Source organism: Alteromonas sp. Cnat3-28 (assembly GCF_022348265.1).
In the GTDB taxonomy this organism is placed as follows: Bacteria; Pseudomonadota; Gammaproteobacteria; order Enterobacterales; family Alteromonadaceae; genus Alteromonas; species Alteromonas macleodii.
In genome coordinates this window covers 1-16,460 of the sequence record NZ_JAKREY010000020.1, presented here as the reverse complement: position 1 = coordinate 16,460, position 16,460 = coordinate 1, and the positions used below count along the sequence as shown (strand labels likewise).

The window sequence follows — 16,460 nt, the reverse complement described above, 5'->3', positions numbered from 1 at the left end:
GTCTTCCTTATATTATTAAGCCCGATTAAATAAGGCTTTTGCGTTGGTTCGACGGCGGGATCGACAACGATTCCCGGTACTTTGCTATTGTTCGCCGGGCAACTTTAATGCCCTGTTCGGCCAACAATGAAGCAATCTTGCTATCACTTAGCGGCTTGCTAGGCTTTTCAGCGGCCACTAATTTCTTGATCAATGCACGAATCGCTGTAGATGAACATTCACCACCAGACTCTGTTGCAACGTGGCTTGAGAAAAAATACTTCAATTCGAAGATTCCACGTGGCGTATGCATGTACTTTTGCGTTGTCACTCGCGAAATAGTGGATTCGTGCATATCTACCATTTCTGCGACATCATTTAGCACCATTGGTTTCATCATTTCCGGGCCGTGCTCAAAAAAGCCCATTTGCTGCTGCACAATGCAGTTTGCAACCTTCATTAAGGTTTCGTTACGAGATTCAAGGCTCTTTATGAACCACTTAGCCTCTTGCATGTGTGAGCGGATGAATTGTGAATCGCTACTATTCTTGGCACGGCGACTCATTGCAGCGTATTGTTGATTTACGCTTAACTTAGGCAGACTGTCGGGGTTCAGCTCAACCACCCAACGGCCATTTTTCTTGGTTACTGAGACATCAGGAATAACGTACTCAGGCTCTTTAGTAACTAAAGCACTACCTGGGCGAGGATTCAAGGTTTGCAGTAAACGCATTGCCTCGCGTAGCTGATCTTCTTTCAATCGGCTTTTACGCATAAGCGTACGATAGTCTTTGCTGCTCAGTAAGTCAGAGTACTCTTCAATCAGTTGCTTCGCTTCAGCAAGCCACGGTGTGTCTTCTGAAAATTGACGCAATTGCACCATCAAACATTCTTGTGGAGAGCGTGAGCCAGAACCAATAGGGTCGAACATCTGAATGCGCTTTAGCACACATTCTATTTCGTCCATTTCAATCGGCTCTTCCATATCATCATCGTTAACCGCTTCTAAAATATCATCAAGGGTAACGGTTAAATAACCTGACTCGTCAATAGAGTCGATGATTGCTGTAGCGATTGCGCGATCGGTATCCGAGAAATGGGTAAGGCGCATTTGCCAAAGAAGGTGCTCTTGAATATCTTCAGTAGTCTCACCTTGGAAGATTTGCTCGTCGTCATTGGATGGACCTGGAGCTGGCGAAGATGAAGCAGAGTAGTATTCGTCCCATGTGCTGTCGATTGGCAGCTCATCGGGAAGATCGTTTTTCTCAAGTGCATCGCCGGCTTCTAGTGTGTCACTAGATGCAGAAGCAGTGGCCTCAGAGCCGCTGTCATCGTTGTCGATATTGTTCTTTTCTAGTTGCGGCTCGTCGTTACCTTCTTCAACTTCTAATAGCGGATTAGAATCGAGCGCTTCTTGGATCTCTTGTTGAAGATCAAGTGTAGAAAGCTGCAGCAGTTTAATGGCCTGCTGAAGCTGTGGTGTCATGGTAAGTTGTTGGCTAAATTTTAGCTGTAAAGATGATTTCATCTACGTCTTATTTAAATGCTCTAAATTGAATATACCAGAGCGAAACTGAAAAATGACAATTCGGTTACATTAACTATAGCCTGAATTGTTCGCCTAGGTATACATCCCTTACTTTTTGATTACTTAAAACCTGTTCCGCCGTTCCTTGCGCAATAAGCTCGCCATGACTCACAATGTACGCCTTTTCACAAACATCCAATGTCTCTCGTACGTTATGGTCCGTGATAAGGATTCCAATACCCCTATCGCGAAGATGTTGTATTATCTTCTTTATATCATTAACTGATATTGGATCAACACCAGCAAATGGTTCGTCTAACAAAATAAATTGCGGTTTTGCTGCCAGAGCGCGGGCAATCTCAACGCGACGGCGTTCGCCCCCTGACAAACTCATCCCCGTACTATTACGTATATGGTTAATATTAAATTCATCAAGTAGCGCATCTGCTTCTTCTTCTTGCTGTTGTGAATTTAAATCTTTACGGGTTTGCAAAATGGCCATGATATTTTCATGCACTGTGAGCTTTCTGAAAATAGAGGCTTCCTGCGGTAGGTAGCCAATTCCGCGGCGTGCGCGCTCGTGCATGGGCTGATGAGTTAGCTCATTGTTGTCGATTTCAATCTTGCCTTTATCCAGATTCACTAAACCAACAATCATGTAGAATGTGGTGGTCTTACCAGCGCCATTTGGGCCAAGAAGACCAACAATTTGACCCGTTGAGACAGACAGACTTACATCTCGAACAACCTGTCGTGACTTGTAAGCCTTAGCAAGATTTTTAGCGCTCAAAGTTGCCATTGCTATTCATTGCCCTCGTTGTCTTTTTTGTCTTTCTTAGACGAAGTTTTGCGAATGGTCTCAGGTGTGAATACTGTGGTCACTCGACCCTCACCATCCTTACCTGCGCCGCCAGTCGCTAGCAATTGCTCGGTAATCATATCGAACGTGATGTTGTCACCCTGTACTTTACTGGTGTCTTGTTTCAACTCTGCGTTTCCGGCAAGAGAAATCGTTCGGTTTACCACTTCATAGCGTATTTCATTTGCTTTTGCCGAAACGGGCGTGCCGTCTTCCAATTGCTGGGAATAGCTTGCCGGCTTTCCTCTAGCAATAAATATTTCACGACCACCACCGTCAGTGGCAATTACTTCCACTTCGTCAGCTTCAATAACCAAAGAGCCTTGAGTTATGAGTACGTCGTCTTTGTACAACGCAGTTTTATTTTTACCGTCGATAAACTGGGTGTTCGAGCCTATTTTTATGGGCTGCGAAAAATCATCTTCACTGGCGTGTACCGCACCGCTAGCGATGGCAAGCAATAAACTAGTTGCTAGGGGAATAAGTGGTTTGTACATGATCTAAAAGCTCGTATTCTTGTGTGCGTAAATTCGCGTTAAACCCATTACTTAAAATGACATATTGGGTGCCCAGTATTTCAACGGGTTGGTCAGATGTCATTTGCTTGGTTTCTAAATTAATTTGAATGTACTCGGTCGATATACTTCTGACAAAGTCATCGCCAGTTTGGTTCTCAATATTAACTTGGTTTTCCAGCTGGATTAGCTCGTTATTGTATAGTGTACCTTCATCAGCGGTTACCACCCATGGTGATGACGCGTTTTCTGTATAAAGGGTGTATTTAGGTTGCTGAAACAATACAAAGCCAAGCTGGTCGTAATGCTCCATCGACTCTGCAAATACTTTGTGATTTAACTCACCGTCTTGATTGTACAGCGTAGTGGTTAGATTTTTTGCTTTGTAGGCGGGCTTTAGCGCATCGTTTTCACGATTCCCCTGCGTTTCAGGCTGCTCTTCCATCCACGTAGGGATGTACATCAGCATCGCCAGAATAAATAGCGCCGATATACTTAATCCTAAGCGATTAAAGCCAAACAGGCTCATACACTAGCTCCAAAAATCTCATTTGTTACCCCTTTGGCCTGCAAAATGGTATCCGATATTTCTCGGACCGCGCCAAACCCACCGGGAAGGGTCGTAATCCAGTTTGCTTGTTTTGCTACGTAAGGATGGGCATCGGCAACCGCAATTTTAACCGCAACGTGCTTGTACATACCCGTATCTGGCATGTCATCACCTACCGCAGCCACTTCGTCAGTGTTTAACTCAAGGCGTTTCATCAGGTCGCTAAGCGCGTCTGCTTTATTCTCTTCGCCTTGAATTATATGTGCAACATTCAGTGCCTTCATTCTATTTTCAACAATGGCAGAGCGACGTCCAGTAATAACCGCGACATTCACTCCATTGCTCACTAGCGCTTTTACACCATATCCATCACGGGTATGGAATGCTTTAAGTTCTTCACCGTCGTTACCTAAGTAAATTCGGCCATCTGAGAACACACCATCAACGTCGCATACCAGCAACTTTATCTTGGCTAGTTTTGCGAAAAGCGAGTCATTCATTTCCGTGTACAAGGTGGATGTCATTTAAAGCACTCCTGCTTTTAGTAGCATATGCATGTTAAAAGCCCCAACAGGTTTGCGCTTATCGTCAGTAACCATTAACGCACTAATTTTATGGGTTTCCATCAAATTCAGGGCTTCTACAGCCAGCTGACCTGCGGTGGTAGTCTTGCCGCCTTTAGTCATTACTTCTTCTACTGTCGCACTGTGTACGTCTACGCGGGCATCGAGAATTCGTCGTAGGTCGCCATCCGTAAAGACGCCTGTCAGCGTACCGTCTGCCGCTATCACGCCTGTCATACCCAACCCCTTTTTAGATATTTCCAGCAGTGCGTCAGCAACAGAAGCACTGGCATGGACAAGGGGGATATCACTGCCGCTTTGCATGATATCGCTAACTTTAAGCAGAAGTTTTCTGCCTAAACTGCCGCCTGGGTGCGAAAGCGCAAAGTCATCTGAGGTGAAACCTTTTTGGTCGAGCAGTGCTACCGCAAGCGCATCACCCATAACCAGTGTGGCGGTTGTGCTTGACGTAGGAGCAAGACCTAGCGAACACGCTTCTTTTTCAACGCTGATATCAAGCACGACATCTGCGTGTTGCCCTAATGAACTGGAAGCACTGTTGGTCATGGCGACCACCTGTATGCCTAAGCGTTTAACTACGGGCAATAAGTTAACGAGTTCGTTAGTCTCGCCAGAATTAGAGATGGCGAGTAAGACATCGCCTTTGCTTAGCATGCCCAAGTCGCCATGGTTGGCTTCACCAGGGTGCATGAAAAACGCAGGAGTACCTGTACTGGCAAGCGTAGCGGCAATTTTATTTCCGATATGCCCAGACTTTCCCATACCACTCACGACAACTTTACCCTTGCAGGCAAAGAGAATATTACAGGCAGCGATAAATTCATTGTTTAAGCGCTCTGCCAGATTAGCAATAGCTTGCGTTTCAATTTCAATAACGCGCTTCGCTGAGTCGATATAGTTCATCTGAGTTTGTGTATTCATGATTATCCGAATAGCCAGAATTGATAGCCGATAAAGCAAGCCAGAAGTATGAATCCATTTGTTCTTGATATTGTACGTTTGCCGATTAAATCGAAGCTGAACAAGAACAATAATAATGTTAAACCAAGCATTACGTACATATCTCGGTTGTAAACGTCAGGGTCCAGGATACCTGGCGCGATTAACCCGGGCATGCCAAGAACGGCAAGTAGGTTGAAGATATTTGACCCGATGATATTACCCAGTGCTAAATCGTCTTCACCTTTTAGTACACCCGCAACACTTGCTGCTAGTTCAGGTAGACTTGTACCAAATGCAATAATTGTTAGTCCGATAACTAAATCCGAAATGCCCATGTATCTGGCAATTTCTACTGCTGAGTTCACCAAAAAGTGAGCACTTAATGGCAGTATTACAAGGCCTACACCAATCCAAATGAGGGCTGACGTATTTGAAACGCCTTTGGGGATTTCATCTGCGGTTTCCGCAACCAGAGGGTCTTCTTTATCTACCTGTAGCGACAACCACGCCATCATTGCCAGTACGAAAATGAACAGGCCTAGTAGGATAATGCCTTCATAAGACTTAAGTTCACCGTCAAACATAAAGCCAATAGCAATCAATGAGATGATAAGGAGTGCTGGAAGCTCGCGCTTTAATGTTGTTGATGAAACAAGCAATGGTTTCACTAGCGCGGTTATACCTAAAACTAGCGCGATGTTCGTGATGTTAGAACCTAGCGCGTTACCCACGGCGGTGTTCATATTGCCATTTGCGGAGGCTATGGCGGAAACCACAATTTCAGGTGCCGAAGATCCCATAGCGACAATCGTTAGTCCGATCATCATTGGAGAAATGCCGATGTTTTTTGCTAATGCTGAGGCGCCATATACAAACCGGTCAGCGCTCCAACTCAGTACAATCAGCCCAACAAGAAAAATGACAATGTTTAAAAGCACAACAACCTGTAATAGAAAGTATTTCGCTAGATTGTCGCAAAAAGAGTGCCATTTGCCTATGCTCGCAGCGTTTTATTTTCGCCAAATACTGTCAATTGACGTAAATTTCCGCTGAATACGCAAATTAGGTCGCACTTACACACACAAGACGTCATATTCAGTTTCAGTTAAGAAACAACAAAATAGGATGGTATTAGGATTGATTTGGGAGGCTTGTAGGATACTAGATGGGCACTTGGGCGTGAGATACCGAATACCAGTCCGCATAGATAATTGCCCACTCAGAAGGCGCTGGCAAGTTTCCTAGCGAAGCGTGGGAATGCAGGAATGGCTGTTCCCTTTCAAATTCCCAGAATGAAGCTAGGAAGTTTGCCAGACCTTCCCGAAGGGCGAGTTTATAATGTCCGTACTCTTTGCTGTGTCACCTTGATGTAGAACCACTATACCTGCGGTAACACGCCGCGATTACGAACATTTTAAACCTCGCTGCGTGGGTAATAATCTATACGGACTGGTATATAATTCGTCTTAATCGAACATAACTTGTAACTTTTTGACTTTGGCGAGGGGCTTGAAAAAGCGTACAATGCCCTTAAATTACACCGCCCAGACAAGGTGTTCTAAGCAATGTCTGGCGATATAAAATCAAAAAAGTACACTGGAGAGTAAACTTTTTTGATTTTATGCGCTCATAAAGTAAACTGTGCAGTAAACCTTAAGAGTGGATCAAGTGAAGGCACAGAAATTGAATACTCACTTACTCTTATAATTTTAAAATTTTCTAAGTGGATTGAACGCGTTATTTTATAAGCTCTCAATCCAACGTCAGGGGTCGACATTTAAGTAACTATGGATCATTTAGTTGAAGTAGATAACCTTACCTTTAAGCGCGCCGATCGCATCATTTATGATGGGATATCGCTAAAGGTACCCAAAGGCAAAATTACTGCGGTAATGGGGCCAAGTGGTATAGGTAAAACCACGCTGCTGCGCCTTATTGGCGGGCAGTTAACGCCAGATGAAGGTGACGTTAGATTCGACGGCGATTCGATTGTTTCTATGTCGAGAAAAACGCTATATGAGACACGTCGTAGAATGAGCATGCTTTTTCAAAGTGGTGCACTTTTTACCGATATGAGTGTGTTCGATAACGTGGCGTTTCCACTTCGCGAACATACAAAACTTTCTGAAGACGTTATTGCGACAATTGTCGCTTTAAAGCTACAGGCAGTAGGATTGCGCGGTGCAGCTCAATTAATGCCTAGTGAATTGTCTGGTGGTATGGCGCGCAGGGCTGCTTTGGCAAGGGCAATTGCACTAGATCCAGATTTAATCATGTACGACGAACCCTTTGCCGGACAAGATCCTATATCAATGGGTGTGCTGGTTAAGCTTATTCGTGAATTAAACGACGCACTTAATCTAACCAGTATTGTGGTGACTCACGATGTCACTGAAGTACTGACCATTGCCGATTATATTTATATCTTAGCTGACAAGCGGGTTATCGGGGAAGGAACGGCGCAGCAAATCAAAGAAAGTGACTCTGAATTAGTCCAACAGTTCTTGAAAGGAAAAGCAGATGGTCCGGTACCATTTCATTATCCTGCACCTGATTTGAAAGCAAGCTTCTTGGGGGCAGATAAATGAAGTTCTTCCAATCAATAGGCGCTAAAACGATAGGGAAGGTCACTGCGGTTGGTCGAGCAGCTCTTATGTTATTCGGTGCGTTAATCGCTGTTCCTCGGCTTAAAAATGTACCGCTGGTGATTAAGCAATTGTATGTAGTGGGCGTTCAGTCGCTGCTAATTATTATGGTGTCGGGGTTATTCATCGGCATGGTAATGGCGCTACAAGGCTACACCATTTTGGTTGATTATGGCGCAGAAGGTAGCTTAGGCCCCATGGTCGCACTTTCATTGTTAAGAGAGCTTGGTCCGGTAGTTACCGCATTGCTTTTTGCTGGGCGAGCTGGCTCAGCCTTAACAGCTGAAATAGGCTTAATGAAAGCCACTGAGCAGCTGAGTAGTTTAGAGATGATGGCGGTAGACCCGCTACGACGTATTGTCGCACCGCGTTTTTGGGCGGGAATGTTAGCGATGCCTATGCTTGCCATTATTTTCAGTGCCATTGGTATTTTAGGCGGCCACTTAGTGGGTGTTGATTGGTTAGGCGTTGATGCAGGCAGCTACTGGTCAGTTATGCAATCGACAGTAGATTGGAACGAGGATGTCATAAACGGCGTAATAAAAAGCCTCGTGTTTGCCTTGGTTGTGACGTGGATTGCCATATTTAAAGGTTACGATTCTATTCCAACATCGGAAGGGATCAGCAAAGCGACTACCGAAACGGTGGTCTATTCATCATTAGCAGTATTAGGGCTGGACTTCGTGCTAACCGCCCTTATGTTTGGTATCGAATAGGGGATCGGAATGAGTAAGTATAAAACGGAAGTAATGGTTGGTGTGTTTGTCATGCTTACAATCGGTGCGTTGTTGTTATTGGCACTGAAAGTAGCAAACCAAACGGTAGCCACCGAAGGCGATACCTACACGTTATACGCAAAATTCGACAATATTGGCGGCTTAAAGCCGAGATCGGCAGTAAAGGTTGGTGGGGTAACGGTTGGCCGTGTGTCATCGATTACGCTAGACCAAGAAGATTTTACGCCAGTGGTTGAGCTGTCAATTTTAAATGAATACAACGGCTTTCCAGAAACCAGCTCTGTGTCTATTTTGACCTCGGGTTTGCTAGGCGAACAGTATGTTGGTTTCCAACCTGGCTTCTCTTTCGACGGTGTCGCTAATTTACAGAATGGCGATTACCTTCAGGATACTAAGTCAGCTTTGGTTCTTGAAGATCTCATTGGTCAGTTCTTATTTAATCGCGGAAGCGACGAAGACTAATCGCAGTATTACGGCCAGACGTATATTACCAGGTCGTTAAATTATTCCAGCGGCGTGATGAAACTTATTAGATTGCCATCAGGTCTGCTAAATAGAGTTTTAAGTTAGGAGAGTAATTTTGAAAAAGTTTATGGTAGCACTTGGCATCTTCATGATGTCTGTAGCGGGCATAGCGAATGCACAAGAAGTTAATGAACAAAACCCGTATGAATTGGTTCAAGACGTAGCAAACCGCACGTTTGAGCGCATCAAAGCGAACCAAGCAGCGATTAAAGCTGATCCTGAAATGCTACGCACTATTATGGAAGAAGAATTAGTACCTCATATCGACTACAAATTCGCTGCTTTTATGGTACTAGGTAAACACTTTAAGTCAGTACCTCAAGAGAAGATGGGCGAGTACATCAGCGTATTTCGTCAATATTTGGTAACAACCTACGCTGTGGCAATGGGCTACTACGACAACCAAGAAGTCATCTTTGAGCCTGAATCATCTTTTGATGATAAAAAATCAGTAACAGTGCGTGCAGTGGTTCAAGATCCAAACCGCCCTGAAATCAAAATTGCTTTTAAAGTTCGTAAAGATAGTAAAACGAACGAGTGGAAAGCCTACGATATGGTTGCTGAAGGCATCAGCATGCTAAACAGCAAGCGTAGCGAATTTGAATCAATCCTTCGTCAAGACGGTATCGATGCAGTTATCGCACTAATGCGCGACAAAATTGGTAAGCCAGTTGAGCTTAAGCAAGGCGAGCCAATCGAAATCGAAGGAGAGGCTGAGTGAGCCTATTCGAGGTAAACGACAAAGGCAATGTAGTGGTTCACGGTCATCTTGACCGTGAAACGCTGTCGAAGAATTTCTGGGATAGTTTGAACGGAAATGAGCGTAGTACCTTGATTAACAATAAAAGATGTCTTGTTGATTTAAGTGACGTTGAGCGCGCAGACAGTGCAGGTTTGGCTTGGCTTATTAATGCCGTTAGGGATGCAAAGCAAAATGGTGTTAGCATGAGCCTATATAAAATGCCAGAGAAGCTACGTAAGCTTGCTAAAATAAGCGACGCAGATAGCTTTTTACCCGTAGAATAAACACCCGTTAGCGAATTAAGAAGTAAGTTATGGAATTGTCTGAAATTGAAAAAATCTTGAAAGATGCGTTAGACCTTCACGAAGTCCATGTAAAGGGCGAAGGTTCGCATTTTAATATTATTGCGGTAAGCGATGCTTTTAATGAAATGAGCCGTGTGAAGCGCCAGCAAGCGGTATATGCGCCTTTGGCTGATAAAATTGCAGACGGCAGCATGCATGCAATTACCATCAAGACGTTTTCAGTAAAAGACTGGGAGCGTGAGCGCCAGTTTAATATTCCTCAATAATAGGCGTAGCACGTGGATAAACTCGTAATTAAAAAGGGCCCTGCGCTCAACGGTACCGTGCGCATCTCTGGCGCTAAAAACGCGGCCTTGCCATTGTTGATGACAAGCTTGCTGACTGACTCTCCTTGTCGTTACACCAACGTTCCTCGTCTTCGTGACATCAATACTACGACGGCACTTTTGCGTGAATTAGGTGTTGAAGTCGCACTACCCGCACCTAACGATATCGTTATCGATGCGAGTACGCTACAAAGCGTTACAGCGTCCTATGAGTTAGTACGTACTATGCGTGCGTCTATCTTAGTACTTGGCCCATTGCTAGCTAAGCAAGGTAAAGCGAATGTCTCTTTGCCAGGTGGCTGTGCTATAGGTGCGCGTCCAGTAAATCTTCATTTAACTGGCCTTGAAAAGATGGGCGCGAAGATTGAAGTAGACGAAGGCTACATTCGAGCCGAAGTCGATGGTCGTCTGAAAGGTGCGCGTATTTTCATGGATATGGTAAGCGTGGGTGCCACTGAAAACCTACTGATGGCAGCGGCGCTGGCTGACGGAACAACCATTCTTGAAAACGCGGCACGCGAGCCCGAAATCGTTGATTTAGCAAACTGTCTTATTCAGATGGGCGCGAAAATTAGCGGTGCAGGAAGCGATAAAATAACCATTGAGGGCGTGGAAACCTTAAACGGTTGTGATTATGCAGTGCTGCCTGACCGTATAGAAACCGGTACTTTCTTGGTAGCGGCCGCTGTGACAGGTGGGAAAATACGCTGTACTCATGCGGCGCCAGATACATTAGATGCGGTGCTAGATAAGCTAGAGCAGGCCGGAGCTAAAATCACCACTGGTGATGACTGGATAGAGCTAGACATGGAAGGGCGCAAACCGCAGGCTGTGCAAGTTAAAACCGCACCACACCCAGCATTCCCTACGGATATGCAGGCGCAGTTTGTTACCTTGAACTGTGTTGCCGAAGGCACGGGCGTAATTACAGAAACCATTTTTGAAAACCGCTTCATGCACGTGCCAGAGTTACAACGTATGGGCGCAGAAATCGCGTTAGAAGCGAACTCAGCAGTGTCTAAAGGCAGCTCAAGCCTTAAAGGAGCTCCGGTAATGGCTACTGACCTGCGCGCGTCGGCAAGCTTGGTGATAGCTGGGCTCATCGCAGAAGGTGAGACTCACGTGAATCGCATTTATCACTTAGACCGTGGTTATGAAGCCATTGAAGAGAAGCTGGGTGGCTTGGGTGCCATCATTGAAAGAGTGAAAGAATAACTCAAGGTTTCGCACTTCTACGAAAAAGCGCCAGATAGCATATCTATCTGGCGCTTTTTTTGTGTCTATTATCTACGCGGGCTGGTATTAAATCTTCACGTTTAAAACTCGGGAAGCCGAACTAATCTGCCAGCTCCAACAATACTTATTGACCAGCGCGAAGCTCTGCGACCGTTGCCGTAAGAGTAATCGAACGCCCGTCGCGGCTGAGCTCAATTTCAAGTTCTGTACCGGGCTCGGTTTCGGCAATCATATCCAACGTTTTTGATGCGCTTTCTAAACGTACGCCGTCTATGGCTACTATGATGTCGCCAGGGCGGATACCCGCGATGTCGGCAGGGCTGCCTTTAGCTACTGCTGAAACGTCTATGCCTGGTCGGTTGCGGTTTTCACCGCCAACAAAACCAAGCTGCCCGCGAACAACACGTCCATTGCTGATAATTTCATCCATGACTCGCTTAGCTAATTCGTAAGGCACGGCAAAGTTAATGCCGTCTACATTGCGAGCGCGATTATTTGAATCTAGCACCTGGAAGTTGGCGTTAGTGATACCCAGCAAAATACCATTGCTATCTACCAGCGCACCACCAGAATTACCTTGGTTCAAAACTGCGTCGGTTTGAATGAAATCAACATAATTAGATAGACCATTTCGTCCGGCTCTGCTTACTATGCCTTGAGTAATGGTTTGTCCCAAATCGAAAGGATTACCAATCGCCATCACCACATCACCCACATGGGTGTCAGGTTCTGACACCTGAGGAATAATGTGCAGGTTATCAGCGGTGACTTTTAACACGGCAAGGTCGGTCAGTGGGTCGGTGCCCACAATTTGCGCTTCCAAAATACGTCCATCTTGAACCGCTACGTAAATGCTATCTGCATCTGCAACTACGTGGTGACAGGTAAGCAAATAGCCATTTTCTGTCATGATAACGCCAGAACCCAAATTGGTGCGCCCACGAGATTGATTTCTGAATAGGCCTGAACCGTTCTCAATACTGACGCTGTAGATATTGACTACTGCAGGCGCAGAGCGACTTAGAGCAGTAAAATAGCTTTCGCGACTAGCGCTTACTGAGGGGGAGTTAAAGAACCCTTGAGCAAGGCCTTTGCCTTGACGTAGATCGGGTAGGAAAACTAACAGTAATGCAGCAACAGCTACGCCAAGAAATACAGATTTTAGTAAGAAGTTAAAAATTGAGCGGCCAGTCACAAATCACACTTTTTGTTATCTGTCGCACTTAATTAATACGTGCCGTTAACTCAGCACTACTTCACAATCTTAAAGCGCAACATTCTTAAATTATCATCTTACGGCAAAGGATATCACTTTATTTAATAAACTACCGTAATGAAACGCAAATTTTGTGCAACTCAATTTGCACTAGCATGTACTTCAAAACCTTTCATGCTGTTCATACAGCCTTATTTACGTGGACATAGGTGTAGCTCGAGAATGCGGCTTATCAGAGGAGTCCGAAAAGAAGCCCCGTTAGGAAGCTAGGAGCACACTGTTTTCAACGGTTATCATTTGAAAACAAAAACGGCGCTTATAAAGCGCCGTTTTTATGCTAATTTCCAGCTTGGACACCAACGCGTCTGAGCGGAGGATGTAATTGAAGAGCTACATTGCTACTGTCTGATTACCAAATAAAGCGTAGAGTTTCCACGTTTTACATTGAGTGCGATAACGCCTTTGGCTTCGTCTAGTGCATTTCTAAACTCTGCAACCGTGGACGTACGTACGCGGTTAACGCCAATTATCACATCATCAGATTGAAGGCCAATTCGCGCCGCAGGCGCACCACGCTCGATATCAGAAACCACTACACCAGCATTCCCAGCATCGTCAGTGCCGTTAGACAGGGTTGCTCCTTCTAGGGCTGGGTGAATTTGAGCAGCCGTCACTGTCGTATCAGTAGCGTCATCTAATACAACGTCTACATTCATTTTCTTACCTTTGCGCATTACCGTGAGCTCAACTTCAGCGCCCGCGCCCATACTCGCAATTTTTGCGCGCAGTTCTTGGAAGCTATGAAGTTTACGACCATTAATGGCAGTAATAATATCACCGGCTTGCAGACCACCTTTTTCAGCGGCAGAGTCTGGCTGCACTTCGCTCACGAACGCACCAATGTTCACTTCCGCATTCATGGCTTCGGCAAGGCCCGCGTCAATATCGCTACCTAAAATGCCTAGAAGGCCACGGCGAACTTCACCAAATTCTGCAATTTGATCAATTAGGCTTTTCATCATATTGGCAGGAATAGCAAAACCAATACCGACGTTGCCGCCGTTAGGACCAAAAATAGCGGTGTTGATACCAACCAGTTCACCGTGAAGGTTAACTAACGCACCGCCTGAGTTACCTCGGTTAATTGCTGCGTCGGTCTGAATAAAGTCTTCATAACCGCCAATGTTCAAGCCAGAGCGGCCCAGAGCGCTCACAATACCAGAGGTAACTGTTTGAGAAAGACCAAACGGATTACCTATTGCTACTACAAAGTCACCTACGCGCAGCGCGTCAGAATCGGCAAGCGGTAACGCTTTTAAATCATCAGGTTCTATTTTAAGTAACGCGATATCGCTTTGCTCGTCGGAGCCTAGCTTTTTCGCCTTAAACTCGCGACCGTCAGTTAACTTTACGGTGATTTCATCTGCATTATCAACAACGTGGTTGTTGGTAACGACATAACCTTTATCGGCATCAATGATGACACCAGAACCAAGACCTCGGAAAGGACGTTCTTGAACCTGCTCTTGCGGGGCGCCGAAGAAGTAGCGAAACATCTCGGGTACACGCTGCGTAGAGGTTTGTGTTCCTTCTACCGCAATGCTCACTACCGCTGGGGTAGCTTCTTCTAGCATAGGGGCTAAAGAGGGAACTTCATCTTTCTTATCAGAAAAGAACGGTAACGCCGCCTGTGTGCTAGCAGTAAAGCCCAATGAACTTACAACAACGGCAGACGCCAATAGACAATGGCGGAAAGACATTTTCATGTTCGCTTACACTCCTTCATGTTATATGCGACATAGCATGGTTTCACTAAAAGAGTCCGAGGTCGTGATAAAGTTCCCGATGTTACTGTTTTTCTGCGGTATTCTTATCAGAACCGCCGACGAACAGCCCAGAACCCGAGTTAGCGAAGTCTCTTGGCTGTGTGTCAGATACACGCTGAACTCTCGATTTGTCAGACCCTTTTAGGTTGTTACGTAAATACGTAGTTGCTTGTTCCCCATAAAAAGGAACTTTGCTGTCATCATCGCTGCCTTGCTCAAGCAGCAATTCATACTCTTCAATTTGTTGCTTTAAGGTTTCGCACTGGCTTTCAATGCTCTCTAAGCTTTGACGAGTTTGATGAATGTGGTGTTGCGCCTGCTGTGCGAGGATCTCTTTAACTTGCTTCTCAGTCTGTGCAGTATTGCCTGCGCCCTGCTTTTGTTGAAAAAAGCGACCTGCGAAAAAGCCAATAATTAACCCAACTACTAACAAAGCAAGAGATACTAACAATTCCATTATATTCTCCGAATCAATCTACATCTTGCAGCCGACCTTTACTTCTACGATCTAAAAGCTGCTTTCGACCATACGCTGAATATAGCAAGGTCGAACCCGAAAAGCGCATACATCGTGACATTTATTCGGTGTATGTCGAATTTCAATGTGAGATTCTACCGTGATTTCCATTAAAATTAAGGTCATAATTGAGAAATTCAAGCAGGTCGGTGCAGCAAGCGCCGCTATTGACTTTTGTACGGAGTGGTTTCGGCGATGACGCCATGGGAAAAATATCAGCTAGATCTTCAGTCGTCTGACTTTCATTACGACGCGGCGCAAGAAAATGCAGTAAAAGAACTTCAACGTTTGTTTGATGAACTTACCCAACCTGAAAAGAAAACGACGTGGCGGGTAAAGTTAAAAGCAGCGTTTGGGAAAGGCCATGCGAAGCCTGGTATCCAGGGCATCTACTTTTACGGTGGTGTAGGGCGAGGCAAAACCTATTTAGTAGATACATTCTACGACTGTTTGCCTTTCGAAAAGAAAATGCGCGTGCATTTTCACCGCTTTATGTACCGTGTGCACGATGAACTAAAGCAGCTTAAAAACGCACAAGACCCGCTAAAGCTGGTAGCGGCTAAGTTAGCAAAAGAAGCGCGGGTAATATGCTTTGACGAGTTTTTCGTGTCTGATATAACCGATGCCATGATTTTAGGCACGTTAATGGAAGAGCTGTTTGGTCACGGAATTGTGCTGGTGGCGACGTCGAACATAGTCCCTGACGATTTGTATAAAAACGGATTACAGCGTGCGCGGTTCTTACCTGCTATCGATCTACTCAATCAGAATACCCGCGTAGTAAACGTTGATAGCGGTATTGATTATCGTCTTAGAACGTTAGAGCAAGCCGAAATTTATCACTACCCACTTGATGGCGAAGCCACCGAAAACTTGCATAGCTACTTTTCTCAATTAGCTCCGGAAGAAGGCTCTAAAGGCGAAGATATTGAGGTGAACAACCGAAAAATACCGACGCTTAGAAACGCTGACGGGGTATTGATGATTGATTTTAAAGCCTTGTGTGGCGGGCCTAGAAGCCAGAGCGACTACATTGAGTTAAGCCGTTGTTATCACTCAGTGCTTTTAGCCAATGTTAGGGAAATGGGCCAGCATAATGACGATGTGGCGCGTCGTTTTATTGCGATGGTGGACGAATTTTACGAGCGAAATGTAAAGCTGATCATATCTGCAGAAGTCGCGCTGGAAAGCTTGTACACCGAGGGGCTACTTAATTTTGAGTTCAGACGCTGTCTTAGCCGCTTAAAGGAAATGCAGTCACACGACTACCTAGCAACCGAGCACTTACCGTAAGCATAAATATGGGGTCAGAGTCTGAGGGATCCCCACGAATTTAATTTCATATGCCTCCGGCCCAGGCTGCGTCAACTATGGAGCTGTACCATTTGAGTGCAGCTTTCCACTGTCGCATAGTAAATCGTATTCGAC

The 16,460-nt window shown here is 45.3% G+C and carries 18 protein-coding genes; 8 read left to right on the top strand and 10 right to left on the bottom strand.

Annotation, left to right across the window (positions count from 1 at the left end):
- Positions 1-25 precede the first annotated feature (25 nt).
- The 7 genes from MHM87_RS16640 to MHM87_RS16610 all read right to left on the bottom strand — a co-directional run bounded on the left by MHM87_RS16640 (position 26) and on the right by MHM87_RS16610 (position 5,895).
- Entirely contained in the window at positions 26-1,507 is a 1,482-nt protein-coding gene (locus MHM87_RS16640; RefSeq protein ID WP_239260279.1) for an RNA polymerase factor sigma-54, read from the bottom strand.
- Positions 1,508-1,580: 73 nt separating this feature from the next.
- Positions 1,581-2,306, bottom strand: coding sequence for an LPS export ABC transporter ATP-binding protein (lptB, locus tag MHM87_RS16635; protein WP_168462917.1), 726 nt, complete (start codon positions 2,304-2,306; stop codon positions 1,581-1,583).
- A gap of 2 nt (positions 2,307-2,308) precedes the next feature.
- Positions 2,309-2,863, bottom strand: coding sequence for a lipopolysaccharide transport periplasmic protein LptA (gene lptA / locus MHM87_RS16630; protein ID WP_014948344.1), 555 nt, complete (start codon positions 2,861-2,863; stop codon positions 2,309-2,311).
- Positions 2,832-3,410, bottom strand: coding sequence for an LPS export ABC transporter periplasmic protein LptC (gene lptC, locus MHM87_RS16625; protein WP_014948345.1), 579 nt, complete (start codon positions 3,408-3,410; stop codon positions 2,832-2,834). Before lptC ends, lptA begins: the two co-directional genes overlap by 32 nt.
- Positions 3,407-3,955 (bottom strand): 3-deoxy-manno-octulosonate-8-phosphatase KdsC, encoded by a 549-nt coding sequence (kdsC, locus tag MHM87_RS16620; protein WP_239218699.1) that lies wholly within the window; start codon positions 3,953-3,955, stop codon positions 3,407-3,409. Before kdsC ends, lptC begins: the two co-directional genes overlap by 4 nt.
- Positions 3,956-4,936: a KpsF/GutQ family sugar-phosphate isomerase gene (locus MHM87_RS16615; RefSeq protein WP_061094262.1), complete on the bottom strand. Its 981-nt coding sequence runs from the start codon at positions 4,934-4,936 to the stop codon at positions 3,956-3,958.
- 2 nt (positions 4,937-4,938) lie between these two features.
- Positions 4,939-5,895 carry a calcium/sodium antiporter gene (locus tag MHM87_RS16610; RefSeq protein WP_014948348.1) on the bottom strand — a complete coding sequence of 319 codons (957 nt, stop codon included), beginning with the start codon at positions 5,893-5,895 and terminating at the stop codon, positions 4,939-4,941.
- 849 nt (positions 5,896-6,744) lie between these two features.
- Between MHM87_RS16610 and mlaF the strand changes: the two genes are divergently transcribed.
- From mlaF to murA, 7 genes are all read left to right on the top strand, one after another.
- Positions 6,745-7,545 (top strand): phospholipid ABC transporter ATP-binding protein MlaF, encoded by an 801-nt coding sequence (gene mlaF / locus MHM87_RS16605; protein WP_014948349.1) that lies wholly within the window; start codon positions 6,745-6,747, stop codon positions 7,543-7,545.
- A complete protein-coding gene (mlaE, locus tag MHM87_RS16600; protein WP_239260276.1) occupies positions 7,542-8,318 on the top strand; it encodes a lipid asymmetry maintenance ABC transporter permease subunit MlaE in 777 nt (258 codons plus the stop codon). The genes mlaF and mlaE overlap by 4 nt, the downstream gene beginning before the upstream one ends.
- 9 nt (positions 8,319-8,327) lie before the next feature.
- Positions 8,328-8,801 (top strand): outer membrane lipid asymmetry maintenance protein MlaD, encoded by a 474-nt coding sequence (gene mlaD / locus MHM87_RS16595; RefSeq protein ID WP_014948351.1) that lies wholly within the window; start codon positions 8,328-8,330, stop codon positions 8,799-8,801.
- Positions 8,802-8,919: 118 nt separating this feature from the next.
- Complete coding sequence (locus MHM87_RS16590; RefSeq protein WP_014948352.1) at positions 8,920-9,585, top strand: ABC transporter substrate-binding protein; 666 nt, start codon at positions 8,920-8,922, stop codon at positions 9,583-9,585.
- Positions 9,582-9,890 (top strand): STAS domain-containing protein, encoded by a 309-nt coding sequence (locus MHM87_RS16585; protein ID WP_014978399.1) that lies wholly within the window; start codon positions 9,582-9,584, stop codon positions 9,888-9,890. Before MHM87_RS16590 ends, MHM87_RS16585 begins: the two co-directional genes overlap by 4 nt.
- Before the next feature lie 29 nt (positions 9,891-9,919).
- Positions 9,920-10,177, top strand: a complete 258-nt coding sequence (locus MHM87_RS16580) for a BolA family protein (RefSeq protein ID WP_012517351.1) — start codon at positions 9,920-9,922, stop codon at positions 10,175-10,177.
- A gap of 12 nt (positions 10,178-10,189) precedes the next feature.
- Complete coding sequence (gene murA, locus MHM87_RS16575) at positions 10,190-11,452, top strand: UDP-N-acetylglucosamine 1-carboxyvinyltransferase (RefSeq protein ID WP_239260274.1); 1,263 nt, start codon at positions 10,190-10,192, stop codon at positions 11,450-11,452.
- Between the two features lie 145 nt (positions 11,453-11,597).
- Here murA and MHM87_RS16570 read toward each other — a convergent pair whose 3' ends face one another.
- The 3 genes from MHM87_RS16570 to MHM87_RS16560 all read right to left on the bottom strand — a co-directional run bounded on the left by MHM87_RS16570 (position 11,598) and on the right by MHM87_RS16560 (position 14,972).
- Entirely contained in the window at positions 11,598-12,668 is a 1,071-nt protein-coding gene (locus MHM87_RS16570) for a trypsin-like peptidase domain-containing protein (RefSeq protein WP_014948356.1), read from the bottom strand.
- Between the two features lie 419 nt (positions 12,669-13,087).
- Positions 13,088-14,449, bottom strand: a complete 1,362-nt coding sequence (locus MHM87_RS16565; RefSeq protein WP_014948357.1) for a DegQ family serine endoprotease — start codon at positions 14,447-14,449, stop codon at positions 13,088-13,090.
- An 88-nt stretch (positions 14,450-14,537) separates the two neighbouring features.
- Positions 14,538-14,972, bottom strand: coding sequence for a DUF1043 family protein (locus MHM87_RS16560; RefSeq protein ID WP_014948358.1), 435 nt, complete (start codon positions 14,970-14,972; stop codon positions 14,538-14,540).
- Positions 14,973-15,227: 255 nt separating this feature from the next.
- On the opposite strand from MHM87_RS16560, the gene zapE reads away from it, so the two are divergent.
- Positions 15,228-16,325 carry a cell division protein ZapE gene (gene zapE, locus MHM87_RS16555; protein ID WP_014948359.1) on the top strand — a complete coding sequence of 366 codons (1,098 nt, stop codon included), beginning with the start codon at positions 15,228-15,230 and terminating at the stop codon, positions 16,323-16,325.
- Positions 16,326-16,460: the final 135 nt, after the last annotated feature.